Raw genomic sequence first — 19,798 nt, forward strand, 5'->3', positions numbered from 1 at the left:
AAGACGGCATACGAGATTCGCCTTAGTCTCGTGGGCTCGGAGATGTGTATAATACGCGTTCGTTGAACTCTGTAGCGGCCGTTCGTCGCTGCTCCTCGGCGAACGACCGGTGACCAGCCGTAAGCAGGCATGCCACCGTCGATACACCAGCGTCAGATGTGGCCGAATTGTGTGCGTAGCTCATCCTCCAGGTTTCGGAGTAACGCAGTCAGTCCAACGGCAGGTTTCCCGGGCACTGCAATACGGCGTGGGCCGAACTGCTGTCTTTGGACCGCCCCATCAGATCCTCTTGATGCCTGTCGAAACCCTCCAGTCACTCGCTCCGGCGTCCGCGTTGACGAGTAGGTCAAAGATTTCCGAAGCAGACGTATTTGGCTTCGAGATATGCCTCGATTCCGGAATGAGCCCCCTCACGCCCCATACCTTGATCGGGTCCGCCGGTTGCACCGTCGCGATCGCATTGCCCGCGTAGATCGGGCGCTCGAACGTGTCGGCCGAATCGACTGCGGTGATGTCGCTGATCTGCGCGACGTCGAGCTTCGCTGCGATGCGCGGCGCGATGTTCTTGCCGTAGGCGGTCGCCGGCGCGAGGATATGTGAGTAGTCCCTGGCGATGTTCAGCACGGTCGCTTCGATGTTCTCCGCGAGCCCTTGCTCCAGTTGCGGCGCATCGGCCAGCAGCACCTTCGCAACGCCCGCAATTTTCGCGGCCGCATCCGCTCAGATTACTCGTCCTACGGGCACGCTCGGTCGACGTACTTCCAGCGCCAAGAAAGACCGCTGCCGCACGCCATGATGGGTCGATCGACTCTGTCAAATGTCCGCGTCGGCTCGCCGGTCGACCATTTGACGACCCGTGCGCGATCTCGTTGAAATAATGGCTGAGCCGTTCGTCGGCGGATTCGTCCTCAAGATATTCAAGAGGAAACTCGCTCATATGGACAGCGGCGCCGCACCTGGCACAGACCCGCGCGTGACGGACGCCCTGGGAACCTCCTGGCGGAAGGCAGCCGGAGTCGAACCGACCTGAGAGCGTCTGACGCCCTCAACTGGGTTTGAAGCCCAGCCGCACCACCGGATACGCATGCCTTCCACGGTGATTGAACTACATGTCGCCGATCAGAGCAGATCGAGCCAACGACTATCCGTGCGCATCAGGTGCAAGCCACGGTGAAACCGAGTATAGCCAACCCGATCGAAGAACTCCAAAAGCTGGATCGCGCGTTTGCGCCCGAGTCCGGTGACGTCGCGAAAGGGCGCAGCCGCCACCGTGCCCGCGTTCTTCCGCGCTTCGGCCGCCGCGATTGAAGCCAGTTCGCGAATCACCTCCGGATGATAAAAGAGGTCGTGCACGACCTGAAAAAGCTCCCCCTGGCGCGCGAGTTTGCGCATTAGCTGGCGCATGCGCTCCTCAGGCACACCCTGCGCGTTCGCCAGATCGCGCACCCACGGCGGATCAAAGCGACCCGCCTTCACCGAAGGCAATAGCGCCGCCGCGAGCGCCCGATCGGCGTCGTCGAGCGTCACGGTGTGGCCGGGCAAATGCAGCCAGGGGCCGCGCTTCACGATCTCGCCGCGTGCAGCGGCATCGTCGACCAGCGCGCGCCACAATGCATCGTCCGCGAGAGGCGCCGCGATCCGCCGCAAGCGCGACACGTCCGGGCCCAGTTCGTCCGGCACGCGCTCGTGGTACTGCGCGAGGGCCGAGGTGAGACGGGCAGCGAGCGCTTGCCAGGATGCATCGGCGACCAGCAACGCATCGTCGCCCGGCAACTCCACGACGCGCGTGTCGGACGGCAACGCGAGCGCAGCCGCCGGCATGCCGGTCAGCCTTTGCAGCGATGCACGCGACAAACCGTGCGGCGCCCTCGCGAGCATCGCGTCGAGCGTGCCTGCGTCGAGCCGCGTCTGAATCGCGTCGAGCCACGCGAGCCGCTCGGCCGAGCGCCGCTTGCGCGACGGCGCGAACGGATCGAGCACATGGCCGCCCCCCAACGTACGATTGGCCTGCGCATTGCGCACGACAAACCGGTCGCCAGACACCGCGCACACTGGCCGCTCAAACACGAATTGAACGCGAGCGCGCTGACCCGCACCAAGTGTTGCGCCATCGAGCAACGCAACCCGCGCCACCTGATGCTGCGTGCCCAGATGCACATGCAGCGGCGCCCATTGCTCCAACGTGAGCGGTGCGTCGGCGAGCAGGGCCAGCATCACGTCGATGCGCTCGGATGCTTGCGATAAACGCGGATCGACGATCCAGTCGCCGCGATCGATCGCACTCTTCTCGATGCCCGCCAGGTTCAATGCACAGCGCTCGCCAGCGCGTCCGATTTCGGCCGGCCGATTTTGCGCATGAATGCTGCGCACGCGCACCGGTTGATTTTTCGGCGCGAGCAGCATCGTATCCCCGAGCGTCACGCTACCGGAGAACACGGTTCCCGTGACGATGGTGCCCTGCCCCGCAAGTGTGAAGACGCGATCGATCGCGAGACGGAACAGCCCGTCAGCGCGTCTCATGCGCCACGCGGCGGCAGCACTGTGCAGATGCGCCTTCAACGCGGCCACACCGGGATCGTCGGCGCGCGTCGCACAGGTATCGAATACGGGCGCATCGCGCAGCACGCTGCCGCTCACGAACGCGGCCGCCTCATCATGCACTTCGCGCAGACGCTGCGCGTCCACGCGATCGATCTTGGTCAGCGCTATCGCGCCTCGCTGAATGCCGAGCAATTCCACGATCGCCAGATGTTCGCGCGTTTGCGGCATCACGCCATCGTCGGCGGCGATCACGAGCAGCGCGAAATCGATCCCGCTCGCGCCCGCGGTCATCGTGTGCACGAGTTTTTCGTGACCGGGCACGTCGATCAGACCGAGCACGTCGCCGTTCTCCAACGGCACGTACGCATAACCCAGTTCGATCGAAATGCCGCGCGCCTTTTCTTCCTTGAGTCGATCCGTATCGACGCCCGACAACGCTTTCACGAGACTCGTCTTGCCGTGATCGATATGTCCCGCCGTCCCGACGATCATGCGTGCGTATCCTTCAGTTACCCACTCAATGGCCCGCTCAATGGCCCACTCAATTGCCCGATCAGCTGCGCTTCATCGGCGGCTTCGAGGCAACGCAGATCGAGGCACAGCGCGTCGTCCGCGATTCGGCCGATCACCGGCCGCGCCATCTCGCGCAGCACCTTCTCCACCCCGAGCAGATGACGGCCGCCGCGCTTGCCGTGGGCCATCCTGACGACGAGGCCGTAGCTCGGCAGCACATCGACCGGCAATGCGCCGCTGCCGATCTGGCTCAGCATCGGCTCCGCAACCACCGCATAGCGCTCGCCGAGCGCGCGCTGCAACGCCGGTTGGACACGCTCTGCCGCGAGCCGGATGTCGTCGGCGGCACGCGTGAGCAGGCGCAGCGTGGTGAGCCGCTCGGCCAGCTTTTCCGGCGCGCGATAAAGCCGCAACACCGGCTCCAGCGCGGCGAGCGTCAATTTGCCGACGCGCAGCGCGCGCTTGAGCGGATGCTTCTTGATCTTCGCGATCAGATCGCGCCGCCCGACGATCAATCCGGCCTGCGGGCCGCCGAGCAATTTATCGCCGCTGAACGTGACCAGGTCGGCGCCGGCTTCGATGGTTTCGCGCACCGTCTGCTCGCGCGGCAAGCCCCATTCGCTCAGATCGACCAGCGTGCCACTGCCTAGATCCATGGCGACAGCAAGGCCGCGCGCATGCGCGAGCGACGCGATTTCATCCAGACCGACTTCGCTCGTGAAGCCGTGGATTGCGTAATTGCTCGCATGGACTTTCATCAGCAACGCGGTTTGCGGACCGATGGCTTCTTCGTAATCCTTAAGATGCGTGCGATTGGTCGTGCCGACTTCACGCAGTCTCGCGCCGGCGCGGCTCATGATGTCGGGAATGCGAAACGCGCCGCCGATCTCGACCAGCTCGCCACGCGACACCACGACTTCTTTCTTCGACGCCAACGCGGACAGCGTGAGCAGCACTGCGGCGGCGTTGTTGTTGACCACAGTCGCCGCTTCGGCGCCGGTCAGCTCGCAGATGAGTTCGTCGATCAGATCGTCGCGGTCGCCGCGCTTGCCGGTTTCAAGATCGAACTCGAGGTTGGCGGGTTGCGTGAGCGCTTTCACCACCGCCTGCACCGCCTCGTCGGGCAACAGCGCGCGGCCGAGATTGGTGTGCAGCACGGTGCCGGTCAGATTGAACACGCTGCGCAAGCGCGACTGGTTGCGCCGACGCAGCGCGGCCTCGACCGATGCGTGCAGTTGCCCGACGTCGAGCGCGCTGACCGACGCCTCGCCCGCTTGCGCGTTGCTGCGCCAGCTGTCGAGCGTATCGCGCACCGCGCCCAGCACCTGGGCGCGACCGTACTCGTTCACGAGCGGCGCGAACTGCGCCGACGCCATCACCTTTTCCACCGACGGCACACGCGCCATCAGCGCGCGCAATTCCGAGCCGCTTACGTCGCTCACGAGGCAGTCCCTCTGTTTTGTCGTGTCCGCTCGAATCTAGTCGGACTCGCCGGAAGGCTCAGCCGCGCTGTCGGCCTGCTCCGGCCACAGCCACGGATGCGGCGACGCGCGCCGGTAGCCCTCCGCTCCCATCAGCAGATCCAGCGTGAGGCTGGCGAGATCGTCCGCGAACGGATCGAAATCGAAGTCCTTCGACTGAATGCCGATCTTGCGGTAAGTATGGCATTCGTCGCACGACTCCGCCTTCAATGCGGCGTTCTTCGCTTCGGCTTGCCGTGTGGCCTCGTCGGCGTCCGGCGAGCCGACGACGTGATACGCGATGCCCTTGGTCGAATCGCAGTTCGAGCATTTCGTCCGAACCATATGCCACTCGGTCGAGCACAGGCCGCATTGCAGGTAGCGGTAATTGTCGTACGCACCGCCTATGCGCACTGTGCTCGCCACCGGATACGATCCGCACACCGGACACAGGCCGGGCGTTTCGAGGTACGGCACTGCGCGCCTGTCGATGTCGGCGGCGAGATCGGTCCAGACCACCTGCAGCGCGGCCATGATGAAGGGTGCGCTGGCCGGGTCGACTGCACCGAAGCGCTGCGCGAAGATCGCGTCGGCCTGCGCTTCGAGCGTGGCCGGGTCAAGCGTGCGCAACCGCGCGATCAGCGCTGTGAGCGGCGGCGTGAGCGAGCCGGCGGCTTCGATCCTGTCGAGCAGCTGGCGCAGCACATCACGCCACGCCGGATCGCGTACGCCAGAGAGCGCGGGAATCAGCGGCATCGAATGCTGCTGCGCGCTCGCGATCGACTCGGCGCTGGGCGGCTGCGCCTTGAAGTCCGCGATCACCGCCTGCTGCGCATCGGCCAGTACGGCCATCAGACGCAGATAGCCGGCAATCGGATTGCTGAGGGCCGCCAGCTGGCGCAGCCGCGCGGCGCGCGGCGCGAACACCGCGAGCCGTTGCGGCGTGCGGATGCGGGGAATCGCCGAGGGATCGAGCGATTCGATATCGCCGGCTTCGAGAATGCGTTGAACCAAAGTATCGACCTCTGAAAACGAAAGAGCCGCCGCGGTTCATCGAACAGGAGCGGCGGCTCGGTGGGCGGGGCGCGGGAACGTCGCGCTGCTTCTCGCTGCTTCTATTTGCGGATGATTTCCCTGAACCAGTTCGGATGATGCTTGCGCGCCCAGCCGTAAGTGACCGTGCCGCGCGTCATCGCGCGGATTGATCCCTTGACCCACAGCGCCGCATAAATATGCACGATGATGCCAAGGATCAACACGAACGCCGTGGCCGCATGCACCACCGCCGCGAAGCGAATCACCCCGATCGGGAAATAGAACGAGAAGTAGCGCCGCCAGATCACGATGCCGCTAGCCAGCAACAGCACGAGGCACAGCACCATCAGGAAAAATAGCAGCTTTTGACCGGCGTTGTATTTGCCGATCGCGGGCAGCTTGTCCTCGCGATTGTTGAGCACGTCGTCGAGCTGCTTCATCCACTGGATGTCGGCCTGGTCGAGCGTGTTGTGATGCCAGAAGCGCAACGCGAGAATCAGGAACGACACGAACATCACGCAGCCGATGAACGGATGCAGAATCCGCGTCCATTGCCCGCCGCCGAACACCGCATAGAGCCACGCCATCGCCGGATGAAACATCGCGAGGCCAGACAGCGCCAGCAGCACGAACGTGATCGCGGTAATCCAGTGATTGGTGCGCTCGTTCGGCGTGTAGCGCACGATCAGGCGATTGCCCTTCATGTCCTTCAGCTCGGTGTACTCAGGGTGACTCATGGTGCCTCCCGCGAACGGCGTGCTTCGTCGGCTTCACGCTGGGCTGCGACTTCATCCGCGTCCGTCACCTCGTTCGGACCGACGCGTGTGTAGTGGAAGAAGCCGACCACCGCGGCGAATGCCATGCCCGCCAGCGCCAGCGGTTTGGCAACCCCCTTCCACAACGCAACCATCGGGCTGATCCTCGGATTGTCCGGCAGGCCGTGATACAGCGAAGGCCGGTCGGCGTGGTGCAGCACGTACATCACATGTGTGCCGCCCACCCCGGGAGGATCGTACAAGCCGGCGTTCTGGAAGCCCCGCTCCTTCAGATCCACGATCCGCTCTGCGGCATGCTGGTGCATGTCTTCCTTGGTGCCGAACATGATCGCGCCGGTCGGACAGGTCTTCACACAAGCCGGTTCCTGACCGACCGAAACGCGATCCGAACACAGCGTGCACTTGTACACGCGATGGTCCTTCTTCGAAATGCGCGGTATGTTGAACGGACAACCGGCGATGCAATAGCCGCAGCCAATGCAGTTTTCCTGGTGGAAATCCACGATGCCGTTCGTGTACTGCACGATCGCGCCGGGCGCCGGACAGGCCTTCAGGCAGCCCGGATCCTCGCAGTGCATGCAGCCGTCCTTGCGGATCAGCCATTCGAGATCGCCCGCGGAGTTCTCATATTCGGTGAAGCGCATGACGGTCCACGAATGCTCGGTCAGATCAGGCGGGTTGTCGAGGACGCCGACGTTTACGCCGACTTCGTCGCGCAGGTCGTTCCACTCCATGCAGGCGGTCTGACACGCCTTGCAGCCAATGCACTTCGACACGTCGATGAGCTTGGCGACCGTGCCCGTACCCGGCTCGCGCGCTTGCGGCGCGGGCACCGTCGTGGCCGAGATGCGCCTGATATCCAGTGATTGGAGTGCCATCTCTTTTCCTTAGGCCTTTTCGACCTTGACGAGGAACGACTTGAATTCCGGTGTTTGCGAATTCCCGTCACCCACGGAAGGCGTCAGCGTATTGACGAGATAGCCCGGCATCGTGAGTCCCTTGAAGCCCCAATGCAGCGGCAGCCCGACTGTCTGTACTTTTTTCCCTTCGATCATCAGCGGTATGATCCGCTTGGTGACGAGCGCCACGGCAATCACGTGACCGCGATTGGACGATACCTTGATCCGATCGCCTGCCACCACGCCGACCTCTTTAGCCAGATCCTCGCCGATCTCCACGAACTGTTGCGGTTGAATGATCGCGTTCAGACGCGCGTGCTTGGTCCAATAGTGGAAATGCTCGGTCAGACGATAGGTCGTGGCGGTGTGCGGGAAGTTCTCGTGCGTGCCGAATGCCGCACGATCGCCCGGGAACACGCGCGCCGCCGGATTGCTGACGGCCTCCTTGTTATCCGGATGCAGCGGGTTGTAGCCGAGCGGTGTTTCAAACGGTTCGTAGTGCTCAGGGAATGGCCCTTCCACCATACTATCTCGCGCGAAGAAACGCGCGACACCCTCCGCATTCATGATGAACGGATTCATGCCGTCTTCAGGCGGCTCATCGGCCTTGAAGTCAGGAATGTCGGGCCCTGTCCACGCGCTGCCGTTCCACGCGATCAGCTTGCGTTTCGGATCGAACGGCTTGCCGTTCACGTCGCAGGACGCGCGGTTGTACAGGACCCGCCGATTCGCCGGCCACGCCCATGCCCAGTTCAGCGTATTGCCGATGCCCGACGGGTCGGAGTTGTCGCGGCGGCCCATCTGGTTGCCCGCCTGGGTCCACGATCCGCAGAAGATCCAGCAACCGCTCGCGGTGCTGCCGTCGTCGCGCAACTGCGCGAAACTCGCCAGCTGCTCACCCTTCTTCGCGAGCACCTTGGTACTGTCTTTCGGGTCCGTGACGTCGGCGAGCGCCTTACCGTTGTACTCCATCGCGAGTTCTTCGGGCGAGGGGTTGGCCGGATTCGCATACGGCCAGGTCATGTTGACGATCGGGTCCGGATACTTGCCGCCGTCCTTTCTATACGCATCGCGAATGCGCAGCCACAGCCCCGACATGATCTCGAGGTCGCTCTTCGCTTCGCCCGGACCGTCCGCGCCCTGCCAGTGCCATTGCAGCACGCGGCTGGAACTGACCAGCGAGCCGCGCTCTTCCGCGAAACAGGTGGTGGGCAGACGGAACACTTCGGTCTGGATCGATGCCGTGTCGACGTCGTTGAACGCGCCGTAGTTTTTCCAGAACTCCGAGGTCTCGGTGGCAAGCGGGTCCATGATGACCAGCCATTTCAGCTTGGCCAGACTCGCGCTGATCTTCGCCTTGAACGGCGCCGCGGCCAGTGGGTTGAAACCCTGCGCGATGTAGCCGTTCATCTTGCCTTGATGCATCAGCTCGAAGCCCTGCAGCATGTCGTACGATTTATCGAGCTTCGGCAGATAGTCGAAACCGTAGTTGTTCTCCGCAGTCGCCTTGTCGCCCCACCACGACTTCATGAAACTGACGTGGAACGCGCGATAGTTGCGCCAGTAGCTCAACTGGTTCGGCCGTAGCGGCTGCGATGCGCGCTTCTTGATGTACTCCTCGAAGTCCTGCTCGCCTTCCATCGGCAACGTCATGTAGCCCGGCAGCAGGTTCGACATCAAGCCGAGGTCGGTCAAGCCCTGAATGTTCGAGTGACCGCGCAGCGCATTCATACCGCCGCCCGCAACGCCGATGTTGCCGAGCAGCAATTGCATCATCGCGCCGGTGCGGATCATCTGCGAGCCGACCGAATGATGCGTCCAGCCGAGCGCGTACATGATCGTGCCGGCGCGCCCCGGGACCGACGTCGACGCCAGCATCTCGCACACGTGAAGGAACTTCTCTTTCGGCGTGCCGCAGATTTTCTCGACCTGCTCGGGCGTGTAGCGCGAGTAGTGCGCCTTCATCAGCTGATAGACACAGCGCGGATTCTGCAGCGTCGGATCGACCTTGACGAAGCCGTCGTCGCCGCGTTCGTAGTCCCACGTGGTCTTGTCGTACTTGTGCGCCTGGGCGTCGTAGCCCGAAAACAGGCCGTCCTTGAACGAGAAATCTTCACGGACGATGAACGACACGTCCGTGTAATTCTTCACATACTCGTGCTGGATCTTGTCGTTGGTGAGCAGGTAGTTGATTACCCCGCCAAGGAACGCAATGTCGGTGCCAGTCCGGATCGGCGCGTAAAAGTCCGCCACCGACGCCGTGCGTGTAAAGCGCGGGTCGACCACGATCAATTTTGCCTTGCGATGCGCCTTCGCTTCCGTGACCCACTTGAAACCGCACGGGTGCGCCTCGGCTGCATTGCCGCCCATCACGAGAATCACGTCCGCGTTCCTGATGTCGACCCAATGGTTCGTCATCGCTCCACGGCCAAACGTCGGGGCAAGACCTGCCACCGTCGGGCCATGTCAGACACGCGCCTGATTGTCGAACGCGAGCATGCCAAGACTGCGAACAGTCTTGTGCGTCAAATAACCGACTTCATTGCTACCGGCCGAGGCAGCGAGCATGCCGGTGGTCAGCCAGCGGTTGACCTTCTTGCCGTCTTCCGTCGTCTCGACGAAATTGGCGTCGCGATCCTGCTTCATCAGCTTCGCGATACGGTCGAGCGCGTCGTCCCACGAAATGCGCTGCCAGTCTTTCGCGCCGGCCGCGCGGTACTCGGGGTATTTCAGGCGGCTCTCACTATGAATGAAGTCGATCAGGCTCGCGCCTTTCGGGCACAACGTACCGCGATTGACCGGATGATCGGGATCACCCTCGATATGGATGATGCTCGACGTCACGTTCTTGGCGCCGTCGCCAAGTCCATACATCAGGATGCCGCAACCCACCGAACAATACGGGCAGGTATTGCGGGTTTCGGTTGTACGCGACAATTTGTACTGGCGGACTTCCGCCAACGCGGGTGTCGGGGAGAAGCCCATCAGGGCCAGACTCGATCCGGCGAGCGTAGTGGCGGACACTTTCAGGAATTGTCGCCGGGACATATAGGTCATCGAATCGCCTCGGCTCGTTCGGGATACTGAAATGATTATAGTTGCCGATATGAAGAGAGCAATTAACAATGCGAAATGTACGAAAATCGGAAGCCGATTTAACTTCGCGTCCCGGGCGGCTGCTGATTGATTCAACCTCACCCACCGGTTATTTCGTTCGATTATTAGGTCTATAGGCCTTGTCAGTACTCGTTCCTTTTAGAAGGCGCGATTTTTACCGCATTGCAACAGTGCCGGCGGCTTCGTTTTTATTACATGGTTTCGGAATGTGTCTTGCGATCACTCAGGACCATCTTTAATGCCGCCCTGATTTTGAGATAAATGACGTATGAATGACGTCGACGTGAATCGCGGCGCTCCGCGTTGTCGATCCCGCCGCGCCCGCACGACGCGCCGGGTCCCTGCGCAGCACGCCAACAACCCTCATAATTGCGGTCATTCGAAGTCCGAGATTCGCCCATCATGACCAACACCCACGTCCAGCCCAGCCCGTCACCCCGCCTCACCAGCCTCTCGCACGGCGGCGGCTGCGGCTGCAAGATCGCCCCCGGCCTGCTCGCCGATCTGCTCAGGCGCAGCGCGCCGCTGCCGTTCTTTCCCAACCTGCTGGTCGGCAACGATACCGCCGACGATGCCGCCGTCTACAAACTCAACGACGAGCAGGCGATCGTCGCCACTACCGACTTCTTCATGCCGATCGTCGACGACCCGTTCGACTTTGGCCGGATCGCGGCGACCAACGCACTGTCCGACGTCTACGCGATGGGCGGCAAGCCGATCATGGCGCTGGCGATCGTCGGCATGCCGATCAACGTGCTGCCGCACGACGTGATCGCGGCGGTGCTGAAGGGCGGCGAATCCGTCTGCGCCGAGGCCGGCATCCCGCTCGCCGGCGGCCATTCGATCGATTCGGTCGAGCCGATCTACGGCCTCGTCGCGCTCGGTGTGGTCGATCCGAAGCGTGTCAAACGCAACGCGGCCGCGCAGGCCGGCGACGTGCTGATTCTCGGCAAGCCGCTCGGCGTCGGCATTCTCTCGGCGGCGCTGAAGAAAGACCGGCTCGACGCCGCGGGCTACGCCGCGATGATCGGCGCGACCACCCAACTCAACCGCCCGGGCGCGGAACTGGCCCGGCTCGACGGCGTGCACGCGCTCACGGACATCACCGGCTTCGGCCTGCTCGGACATACGCTGGAACTGGCGCGCGGCTCGAATCTGACCGCGCGTGTGCGTTATGCGGATCTGCCATGGCTGCCGGAGGTGGTCAGCCTGGCCGAAGCAGGCATTTTTACGGGCGCGTCGGGGCGCAACTGGGATGCGTACGGCAAAGACATCGCGTTGCCCGCCACACTGCCGCCGGCCGCCCGTGTGCTGCTGACCGACCCGCAAACCTCGGGCGGTCTGCTGGTGTCGTGCGCGCCGGAAGTAGCCGACGAGGTGCTCGCGCTGTTCCACGCTGACGGCTTCAGCGGTGCGCGCGTGATCGGCGAAATGGTCAGTGGAGAAAGACGCGTCGACGTCGTTTGACTGCACGCGGGCAGCCAGCGGTTGCGCGGCCGAAATGCAACGGGAGCGCGGACCGCGCGCAAACCGGCGCGGCGAATCGCGCCGGGTTCCCGCAAGCAGGGGTCGAGGTCGCGTCGCGCGCCCGCATCCACCGCGCATGCGATAATTTCAGTCTTCCCGCCGATCTGTTTGTCTCTACTTCCTTGAAAAGTCTTCTCGTCAGCCTCGAAAAAGCAGGTGATTTCGATGAAATCATCGATGTGCGCACACCTCTCGAGTTTGCGGAGGACCATATCCCGGGCGCGCTCAACGCGCCCGTACTGAGCAACGAAGAGCGGGTGCTGGTCGGCACCACGTACAGGCAGGTCTCGCCGTTCGAAGCCGCGCGGATCGGCGCGGCGCTGGTCGCGCGCAACATCGCGCATCATCTGGAAACGACCTTCGCCGACCGGCCGCGCTCCTGGCGGCCGCTGATCTACTGCTGGCGCGGCGGCAAGCGCTCGGGCTCGATGACGACCGTGTTCAGCATGGTCGGCTGGCCCGCTCGCCAACTGGACGGCGGCTACAAGAGCTACCGGCGCGCGACGGTCGCGGCGCTCGACACCCTGCCGAAGACCTTCACCTACATCGCGCTGGTGGGCCCGACCGGCAGTGGCAAGACGCGCCTGCTGTCGGCGTTGCATCAGGCGGGCGCGCAAACGCTCGATCTCGAAGCATTAGCTTCGCATCGCGGCTCGCTGCTCGGCGCATGGGCGGGCGTGCCGCAGCCGTCGCAAAAGCATTTCGACACGCTGCTCGCCACCGCGCTGCGCGAACTCGACCCGCGCCGGCCGGTGTTCGTCGAAGCGGAGAGCCGGCGCATCGGTTCGGTTGCGCTGCCGCTCGCGCTGCTGGAAACGTTTCATCGGGGCGCGTGCGTCGAAGTGCGATCGAGCTGCGAAGATCGCGCCGCGTTCCTGCTGCACGACTACGCGCACCTGTTCGACGATCCCGATTCGTTGAAAGGACAATTGCAACGGATGATCGGCTTGCATAGCAGGGAGCGTGTCGCGGGCTGGCAGCAGCTCGTCGATGAAAACCGACGCGCCGAGCTTGCACACGAGCTGATCGAACGACACTACGATCCGGCCTATGCGCGCAGCAGCCATCAACATTTCGTGCAGTTGCCGAACGCGCTGCAACTGAACTTCCGGCCCAACGACGCCGACGTCGTCGATCAGGCGAAAACACTGCTCGCGCAACTCGAGAGCCACGCGTTCGCCGCAATCTGACTAAATCACCTCCAAAAACCATCATGCAATCGACCCTTCGTCAGCCCCGCGCCACACTCGGCTGGATCGTCTTTGTGCTGGTCGCCGTCGTCGGCCTCTTCTATGTGAAATGGTTTCCGTACTACAACCGCGCGTTCGTCGCCGCGAGCCAGCATTCCATCGGCAAGTCGATCTTGATGGGCACGTCGGCGAGCGCGCCGGCGGCGTCGTGGCAAGCCGCAATCGACTACGCCCTCGCATATGGCAAAGCGATCTGGCAGGCGATGGTGCTCGGTCTGCTGCTTGGCTCGGCGGTGCAGGCGCTGATTCCGCCGCAGTGGGTCGCACGCGCGCTCGGCCGTACCGATTTCAGCAGCGTGGTGACGGGTGGCCTGATGTCGTTGCCGGGCATGATGTGCACCTGCTGCGCGGCACCGGTCGTCGCCGGCTTGCGCGCACGTCAGGCGGCGCCGGGCGCGGCGATCGCATTCTGGCTCGGCAATACCGCGCTGAATCCGGCCACGCTGATTTTCATGGGCTTCGTGCTCGGCTGGCAATGGATGGGCCTGCGGCTCGCACTGGGCCTCGTGATGGTGTTCGGTCTCGGCTATCTGGTGAACCGCATGGTCACACCGAAAGAAGCGCAAGCGTCGCGCGAAGCGATCGCGGAGCTGATCGCCGTCGACGAACCCAGCACCGCGTTCACGCGTTGGCTGACCATCCTCGGCAGGATGACTCTGCGGCTGGTGCCCGAATACATCGTGCTGGTGCTGATTCTCGGCGCGGCGCGCATGTGGCTGTTTCCGCACATCGGACCGAACATCGACAACAGCCTGCTGTGGATCATCGCGTTGTCGATTGCCGGAACCGTGTTCGTGATTCCGACCGCGGGCGAAGTGCCGATCATCCAGGCGATGCTCTCGTTCGGCATGGCGGCCGGCCCCGCCGGCGCATTGCTGGTGACGCTGCCGCTCATCAGCGTGCCGTCGATGGCCATGCTCGGGCGCTCGTTCCCGCGGCGCGTGCTGACCGCGGTCGCTGCGGCCGTGCTGCTGTGCGGCGTGGCGAGCGGCTTGCTGGCCGTTGGGTTGGGCTTCTGAATTCAGGTGCAAGGACGATGAAACGGATCGCTGCCTTCGCGTTGACGTGCTGGTCAGCTGCGGGGCTGCTGTATCTCGGACAGCATTCGGTGGCACTGATCGTCGTCAGCGGCGTCGTGGTGCTGGCCGGCTTCGATCTGCTTCGCCCCTGACGGCGGCAGCGGCGCAGACGGCCGCGTGTATGCCGTCGATCTGGAAACGCGCGACGAGGCCGAATGGTTTCTCGCGACCGATCCGTTTGCACAGGTCGATCTGTTCGAACGCGTGATGATCACCCGCTGGCGCAAGGCCTGTTTCGACGGCGAGTGCTGCTTATAGCGAGCGCCACACGCGCCGGCTTCGCGTTCACCCGGCTAACGGTGCAGCCGCTGTTAGCCCAGCGCCGCGCGAATCGCAGCCAGCCACAACGCCACCGCATGCGCGCCCGGATCGACATAACCGAGCGCGCGCTCACCGACATAACTCGAACGCCCCCGCCGCGGATGCATCGTTGCCGTGCGTGCGGTTCCGTCCGCGGCCGCGTCGACCGCGGCTTGCAATGCGGCGTCGGGCGCCTGCGCGCGGGCGAGCGCGGACTGCAACGCATCGGCGGCGGGCTTCAATGCATCGACCATCGTGCGATCGCCCGGCCGCGCCCCACCCACTTCCATCAATCCGTCAACGCCCGCGCCGAAGGCCGCAGCCCATTGCTGCGCGCTCGTGCCGGCCGATTGTTCGAGCGCAACGGCGGCGCGCAGCAGCATCACTGCATACAGCGGCCCCGACGTGCCGCCGACCACCCGCCGCACTGTCGCGGACAGACTGCGCAACACGGCGCCCGGTGTCGATGCAGCAGGATAGCCGTCGAGTTCGTCGAGAATTTTGCGCGCGCCGCGCGACAAGCTGATGCCGAGATCGCCATCGCCGACGCGTTGATCCATTTCAGTCAACGTCGGCTCCGCTTCCAGCAGGCACGCGCAGACAGCCTCGATCACACGACGCAAGGTTGCGTCATGCGCGAGCGTCGCGGCGCTTGCGCGATCCGCTTTGCCGGGCGCGGACCGGATGGACACCTGCGCGACGCGGCCGCTCAACGCGGGCCACGCGCTGGTGTGCGCGGCGGCATCCAGCCAGCCGAGCCGGTCGTCGTCCACCCGCAGCAGCGTCATCGAGATGCCCGCCATTTCCAGCGCGCTCAGGAACGTGCCGGCCCACGCGCGCTCCACTTTGATGCCGCGTCCCGCCAGATAACTCAGCGCGGCCCCAGCCACGATGCTCAACTCGCTCGCTGGCGTGCCGCCGAGATTGTTCACCAGCAAGGCGACCCGCTCACCGGCCTGCAGCGACAGATCGCCGACGATCTTCGTCAGTAGCCGCTCGACGATCGCATCGGCCCGCTCCATCGCGCCGCGTGCGACGCCAGCTTCGCCATGAATGCCGAGACCCCATTCGATCTCGCCATCGGCCAGCTCGAAACCCGGCTTGCCCGCTGCCGGCACTGTGCACGGCGTGAGCGCGACACCCATCGTGCCGAGCGATGCGGCGACCTCACGCGCGATGCGCGCGACCTCGGTCAAGGGACGGCCCGCGGCAGCGGCGGCACCCGCGATCTTGTGAACCAGCACGGTTCCTGCCAGCCCGCGACGGCCCGCATGGTCGCCGCTTGCCGTCAGCGCGACGTCGTCGGCGACGATCACCATCTCGGTGGGGATACCCTCGGCACGCGCGATTTCGGCGGCGAGGCCGAAGTTGAAACGGTCACCTGTGTAGTTCTTCACGATCAGCAATGCACCGGCCGCGCCGGTGACCGCGCGTATCGCGTCGAGCACGGCATCGGTGGATGGCGACGTGAAGACTTCACCCGCCACCGCCGCACTCAGCATGCCGTGGCCCACATAGCCAGCGTGCGCAGGCTCATGGCCCGAGCCGCCTCCCGAGATCAGCGCAACCTCACCGCGTGCGGCGACGGCCTCGGCATCGGCCCGCACGACGATCGTGCCGCCTTGCAGCAGCGAGAGATTGGGATTGAGCGCCGCGAGTCCGGCGAGCATATCGGGGACGACGGCAGAGACGTCGTTGATGAGCTTCTTCATTGCGTCAGCTCCATTCAAGCTGCCCGCGCTGCGTCGCGCGCTGAGGGCAGTTTATTCGGTGGCGAAACCGGAAGGCTCAACTGTACCGCGCATTGGCGACAGGCGACGTAATACGGTGATTGTGAACGTGCCAGCACACTCGCGATGGAGTCAGCCTGCAACGAACATGAGAAATACGGGAGGCAATGCAGAGGGATAACAGACAGGACGGTAGACGAAAGCGGAACCGCTTTCGTCTACGTCACCGATGCGTTGGTAGGCTCGATTGGATTCGAACCAACGACCCCCACCATGTCAAGGTGGTGCTCTAACCAACTGAGCTACGAGCCTTTAGAGGCGCGAATTATAGAGACTCGGCGTGTGCAGCACAAGCCTTGACCGCTATTAAATCAACTCAGGTACCTGGTTCAGTTGGTCGATGTCCACTTGGTCTGTCGATCGAGCGGATAAACCGGCCGCTTCACGTGCTTGAATGCGAACAGCCCGTAATCCGAACTCGTCACGCCACGGCTGTCGCATTCCACCAGCGCCGCAGCGATCGGCACGAAAACCGGTCGGCAATACATACGCGATTTGAGCAACAGGAAACGCGCACGACGCGGATCGATACCGACGCTCTCGAATACGCCGAGGTCCCACGGCTCGTGCGTGTGTTCGGTTATCACGAGCTTCACGGTTCCCGTGTCGAGTACCGCGGTGCGCCCCATGAACGCGCGCTGGCCGGTGTACGTCGGGCCGCTGATCACGTATTCGCCATCGGTGAGCGCACGCACCACGCCAGTCACGGCCATCGGCGGGCGCGGCGTCAACACATCGCTCGCAAGCTTGTTGCCGATCGTCACCGTCACCGTGCTGCCGACGCCTGCCGCCATTAACGCCGCGACTGCTTGCGGATCGCACAACGGCCCGCTGACGATCCCTTCGAGCTTCTGCTTCAATGCTTCTTCGAGCAGGTCCATCGTGTCACAGGTTCCGCCAGACATGCAGTTGTCGCCGTGGTCGAGCAGTAGCACCGGCTTGTCGGCGCCGCGTGCGAGCAGCGCCGCTTGCGCGACCGACTCCGCGAGCGGCGCGCTGCGATAGACGAAGTCCTCGCGCTCGTCCCAGATCTGTCGCGCGATGCGCTCCGCCACCGCTTCGGCCTCGGCGCGTTCGCCGTTGCCCACTACGACTACGCTGATGCACGGTGCGTCGATATCGGCCAGCGAGAAGCCGGGCAACACCGATACGGCCAGCGTGCCGTTGGCTTCCGCCGCACGCGCGGCGTCCACGGCGCGTTTCATTGCGCCTTCGGCGGTCGCGCTGCGCAGCGTGTGCGTGAGCAGTGGCGGCTGGCGCCACGCGATCACCGGCTTTGCGTTGCCGTGGATCAGCTCGAACATCAGACGCGCCGCGTGCGCGCCCGTCTCGTACATGTCGACGTGCGGATAGGTCTTGAAGCTGACGATCACGTCGGCGTTGTCGATCATTTTCTGCGTGACGTTGCCGTGCAGATCGAGCGCGACCGCAATCGGCGCATCCGGCAGCAAGGCGCGCACGCGTTCGAGCAGGTCGCCTTCGCCATCGCTCGAATTCTCCGCGACCATCGCGCCATGCAGATCGAGCATCACGGCGTCGCATCCTGCTGCAGCGGCGACGATGGCGTTGCAGATCGCATCGTAAGCGGCGGCCTCGACCGGTCCGCTCGGATTCGCTGACGCGGACACCGGCGTCACGATCTCGGCATGTTCGCGCTCGGCGGCGTCGATGAATGCGGCCATCGCTGTCTGCATGCCCTTGTTGTCGTTGAACGCGTCCTCGCCGAAGCTCGGGCCGTTGCGGCCGAACGCGGCCAGCGGCGTAGCAACCGGCGAGAACGTGTTGGTCTCGTGGTTCATTCGGGCAATCAGGATCTTCATGCGTTGGCCCTCCCGTCCTTCTGCGCGGCGTTCAGCATCGCCTGCAACAGCACGTTGCAACCCGCTTCCAGATGATCCACGCGCTGATTCGATTTCGTTGTGGCTGTTACCGTCCTTGCACGGCGCGAAGATCATTGCCGCAGACGCGCCGCACGGCAGGTAGACCGCATCGTGGCCTGCATCGCTGAGCACGTCCATCGACGCAAGGCCGCGTGTGCGCGCCCGCTGCACGTCCGCGACCAGGTTCCGCAGCGAACGACTGCGACGGAAATTACACCACCGTGCGCAAATAGTATGAGCCGGAACTCGCGGCGGGCGCCGTACCGCATCGGACTGAACGGGATTTCGACGCGCTCGAGGCGAGCATTGTGTGTTGCGATGGGCCGGATTCGTTGCAGGACGGCTAGAACATCGTGCGACAACGTCGGGAGGACGTCAACTTTCATGACATTGTCGCGGCGGCGAATCCGAAACCGTTCCTGCGTTTCGGTTGCGAGCTGATCGACGAGATGATCCGGCAGCTCATCGAGTCTCACAACGACACGTCGCAAGCGGAGCACGAGCGGTTCAGTCAAGCAGACGTGAAGATTCAGTTGGCGATGACGAAAACCGCGCGAGACCTGACGTGGAGAAGGTGCGGGAGGTGATGGTGATTCAATGAACTAAGCGCCTTGCTACGTGAAACGGATGAAAGGCAAACTGCGCGAGCATCTGATTTTCAATTCGGAGATTCGTCGACGGGTTTCGGGCGCGTAGTGTCGTGCCTGTCGTGCCGTTAGACGACGGGTTGAGGAGCGAGGCGGTTTCGCGGCGCACAGCGCAATGAAGGGCGCGCGAAAAGCATCGACCGGCCGAATTGACCAGGGACCTTGAGCCGCAGAAGGGCAGCGATTCATGCGCGAATAAGCGCCGGTCGGTGCGTTAGCCGGTCGGTTTGCGATATGCACAATGAAGACTCAATCTTTTGCGGGGCGCGCCGTTATTGCATCTGCAGCGGCACAAACCATTGGACCTTCATGGCACAACCTATTCCCTTATCCCGCAACGGTGGCGCTGCACGCGCGCGGCATGCCAAGGCCATGCTGTTACCCATCGCCCGGCAGATCGCCAACGACCTCGCGTTGCGGACGCATCTGGCGCTCGACACCCTGCGTCGGGGCGTCGGCAGCAAGGCCGATGTGCAAACGCTCACGCAGATCATGCTGCTAAGCGGTTTTCTGGCGGAATCAGGCTTCGGCTCGCTGACCGGCGAACAACTCGCCGCGGCGGACCGCGCGGTGGCGGCCGTTTTCGATATCGGCCGGGAGACCGGCGAGTGGAAATTGGATGGCGCAGGATTCGCGCTTTTTGCGTCGATCGCGACGAATTACGACCGGCAGTTGCATAGCGCGCCCCTTTGGGCAATCACGGATGCGAGCGAGCGGCTCGATCGGTTGATCGCAGGTGTGCCTGATCAGGCGCCAGTGCGCAAGCTAGCTTAGTTGGATCGGATGACTTCGGGCAGTGAGGGAGCCGTCGGCGAATTTAAGGCAAGCGGCCGGCGCGGAGTATGGTGAAGGTGCGGGAGAGAATGAAGGCGCAGGTGCGGTGTTGCTGTTTCCGTTTCGCGCTGTCGTTCCGTGAGGCGCCGGCTTCAGGGTCCTGCAGGATCTGCCGGTACCGCTTCGCGCCACGCGCCCGGCGCGCGTAAA

General features: G+C 63.8%; 14 protein-coding genes, 2 tRNA genes and 3 pseudogenes. 7 read left to right on the forward strand and 12 right to left on the reverse strand.

Annotation, left to right across the window (positions count from 1 at the left end; genetic code table 11):
• Positions 1-404: 404 nt before the first annotated feature.
• The 8 genes and pseudogenes from BN2475_RS32385 to fdnG form a co-directional block, all read right to left on the reverse strand.
• Positions 405-720 (reverse strand): annotated as a pseudogene (locus BN2475_RS32385) (electron transfer flavoprotein subunit alpha/FixB family protein); the annotation flags it as partial.
• Between the two features lie 277 nt (positions 721-997).
• Positions 998-1,093 (reverse strand) — tRNA-Sec (locus BN2475_RS32390).
• A 26-nt stretch (positions 1,094-1,119) separates the two neighbouring features.
• Positions 1,120-3,033, reverse strand: coding sequence for a selenocysteine-specific translation elongation factor (selB, locus tag BN2475_RS32395; RefSeq protein WP_094783426.1), 1,914 nt, complete (start codon positions 3,031-3,033; stop codon positions 1,120-1,122).
• Positions 3,034-3,050: 17 nt separating this feature from the next.
• Complete coding sequence (selA, locus tag BN2475_RS32400) at positions 3,051-4,496, reverse strand: L-seryl-tRNA(Sec) selenium transferase (protein ID WP_094783427.1); 1,446 nt, start codon at positions 4,494-4,496, stop codon at positions 3,051-3,053.
• Between the two features lie 36 nt (positions 4,497-4,532).
• Positions 4,533-5,528 carry a formate dehydrogenase accessory protein FdhE gene (fdhE, locus tag BN2475_RS32405; RefSeq protein WP_094783428.1) on the reverse strand — a complete coding sequence of 332 codons (996 nt, stop codon included), beginning with the start codon at positions 5,526-5,528 and terminating at the stop codon, positions 4,533-4,535.
• 101 nt (positions 5,529-5,629) lie between these two features.
• Positions 5,630-6,286, reverse strand: a complete 657-nt coding sequence (locus BN2475_RS32410; RefSeq protein ID WP_094783429.1) for a formate dehydrogenase subunit gamma — start codon at positions 6,284-6,286, stop codon at positions 5,630-5,632.
• A complete protein-coding gene (gene fdxH, locus BN2475_RS32415; protein ID WP_094783430.1) occupies positions 6,283-7,203 on the reverse strand; it encodes a formate dehydrogenase subunit beta in 921 nt (306 codons plus the stop codon). Before fdxH ends, BN2475_RS32410 begins: the two co-directional genes overlap by 4 nt.
• A 9-nt stretch (positions 7,204-7,212) precedes the next feature.
• Positions 7,213-10,281 carry a formate dehydrogenase-N subunit alpha gene (fdnG, locus tag BN2475_RS32420; RefSeq protein ID WP_094783431.1) on the reverse strand — a complete coding sequence of 1,023 codons (3,069 nt, stop codon included), beginning with the start codon at positions 10,279-10,281 and terminating at the stop codon, positions 7,213-7,215.
• Positions 10,282-10,743: 462 nt separating this feature from the next.
• Here fdnG and selD point away from each other — a divergent pair, with 462 nt between their 5' ends.
• The 5 genes from selD (at position 10,744) to BN2475_RS32440 (ending at position 14,455) form a co-directional block, all read left to right on the forward strand.
• Positions 10,744-11,808, forward strand: a complete 1,065-nt coding sequence (gene selD, locus BN2475_RS32425; protein ID WP_094783432.1) for a selenide, water dikinase SelD — start codon at positions 10,744-10,746, stop codon at positions 11,806-11,808.
• A 182-nt stretch (positions 11,809-11,990) separates the two neighbouring features.
• Positions 11,991-13,058 (forward strand): tRNA 2-selenouridine(34) synthase MnmH, encoded by a 1,068-nt coding sequence (gene mnmH / locus BN2475_RS32430; RefSeq protein WP_094783433.1) that lies wholly within the window; start codon positions 11,991-11,993, stop codon positions 13,056-13,058.
• Between the two features lie 23 nt (positions 13,059-13,081).
• Positions 13,082-14,137 (forward strand): permease, encoded by a 1,056-nt coding sequence (locus tag BN2475_RS32435; protein ID WP_094783434.1) that lies wholly within the window; start codon positions 13,082-13,084, stop codon positions 14,135-14,137.
• 17 nt (positions 14,138-14,154) lie between these two features.
• Complete coding sequence (locus BN2475_RS36295; RefSeq protein WP_281254302.1) at positions 14,155-14,289, forward strand: hypothetical protein; 135 nt, start codon at positions 14,155-14,157, stop codon at positions 14,287-14,289.
• 25 nt (positions 14,290-14,314) lie between these two features.
• Complete coding sequence (locus BN2475_RS32440) at positions 14,315-14,455, forward strand: YciI family protein (protein ID WP_218023759.1); 141 nt, start codon at positions 14,315-14,317, stop codon at positions 14,453-14,455.
• A gap of 53 nt (positions 14,456-14,508) precedes the next feature.
• Here BN2475_RS32440 and dhaK read toward each other — a convergent pair whose 3' ends face one another.
• The 4 genes and pseudogenes from dhaK to BN2475_RS36680 form a co-directional block, all read right to left on the reverse strand.
• The gene (gene dhaK, locus BN2475_RS32445) at positions 14,509-16,209 is read right to left on the reverse strand and encodes a dihydroxyacetone kinase subunit DhaK (RefSeq protein WP_094783435.1); all 1,701 of its coding nucleotides are present in this window, start codon (positions 16,207-16,209) and stop codon (positions 14,509-14,511) included.
• A gap of 253 nt (positions 16,210-16,462) precedes the next feature.
• Positions 16,463-16,539 (reverse strand) — tRNA-Val (locus BN2475_RS32450).
• A gap of 77 nt (positions 16,540-16,616) precedes the next feature.
• The gene (locus tag BN2475_RS32455) at positions 16,617-18,107 is read right to left on the reverse strand and encodes a M81 family metallopeptidase (protein WP_094783437.1); all 1,491 of its coding nucleotides are present in this window, start codon (positions 18,105-18,107) and stop codon (positions 16,617-16,619) included.
• Positions 18,104-18,378, reverse strand: a pseudogene (locus BN2475_RS36680) (M20/M25/M40 family metallo-hydrolase); the annotation flags it as partial. The pseudogene BN2475_RS36680 and the gene BN2475_RS32455, both read right to left, overlap by 4 nt.
• Positions 18,379-18,403: 25 nt before the next feature.
• Between BN2475_RS36680 and BN2475_RS36100 the strand changes: the two are divergent.
• Both BN2475_RS36100 and BN2475_RS32465 read left to right on the forward strand, forming a co-directional pair.
• Positions 18,404-18,933: pseudogene (locus tag BN2475_RS36100) on the forward strand (GntR family transcriptional regulator); the annotation flags it as partial.
• A gap of 190 nt (positions 18,934-19,123) precedes the next feature.
• Positions 19,124-19,588 carry a hypothetical protein gene (locus BN2475_RS32465; protein WP_094783436.1) on the forward strand — a complete coding sequence of 155 codons (465 nt, stop codon included), beginning with the start codon at positions 19,124-19,126 and terminating at the stop codon, positions 19,586-19,588.
• Positions 19,589-19,798: the final 210 nt, after the last annotated feature.

This window comes from Paraburkholderia ribeironis (genome assembly GCF_900019265.1).
GTDB lineage: Bacteria > Pseudomonadota > Gammaproteobacteria > Burkholderiales > Burkholderiaceae > Paraburkholderia > Paraburkholderia ribeironis.

Coding starts and splice junctions, on each gene's coding strand:
- selB (WP_094783426.1), bottom strand. CDS start 3,033: ATGATCGTCGGGACGGCGGGACATATCGATCACGGCAAGACGAGTCTC.
- dhaK (WP_094783435.1), bottom strand. CDS start 16,209: ATGAAGAAGCTCATCAACGACGTCTCTGCCGTCGTCCCCGATATGCTC.
- BN2475_RS32435 (WP_094783434.1), top strand. CDS start 13,082: ATGCAATCGACCCTTCGTCAGCCCCGCGCCACACTCGGCTGGATCGTC.
- BN2475_RS36295 (WP_281254302.1), top strand. CDS start 14,155: ATGAAACGGATCGCTGCCTTCGCGTTGACGTGCTGGTCAGCTGCGGGG.
- BN2475_RS32410 (WP_094783429.1), bottom strand. CDS start 6,286: ATGAGTCACCCTGAGTACACCGAGCTGAAGGACATGAAGGGCAATCGC.
- BN2475_RS32455 (WP_094783437.1), bottom strand. CDS start 18,107: ATGAAGATCCTGATTGCCCGAATGAACCACGAGACCAACACGTTCTCG.
- fdxH (WP_094783430.1), bottom strand. CDS start 7,203: ATGGCACTCCAATCACTGGATATCAGGCGCATCTCGGCCACGACGGTG.
- selD (WP_094783432.1), top strand. CDS start 10,744: ATGACCAACACCCACGTCCAGCCCAGCCCGTCACCCCGCCTCACCAGC.
- BN2475_RS32465 (WP_094783436.1), top strand. CDS start 19,124: ATGGCACAACCTATTCCCTTATCCCGCAACGGTGGCGCTGCACGCGCG.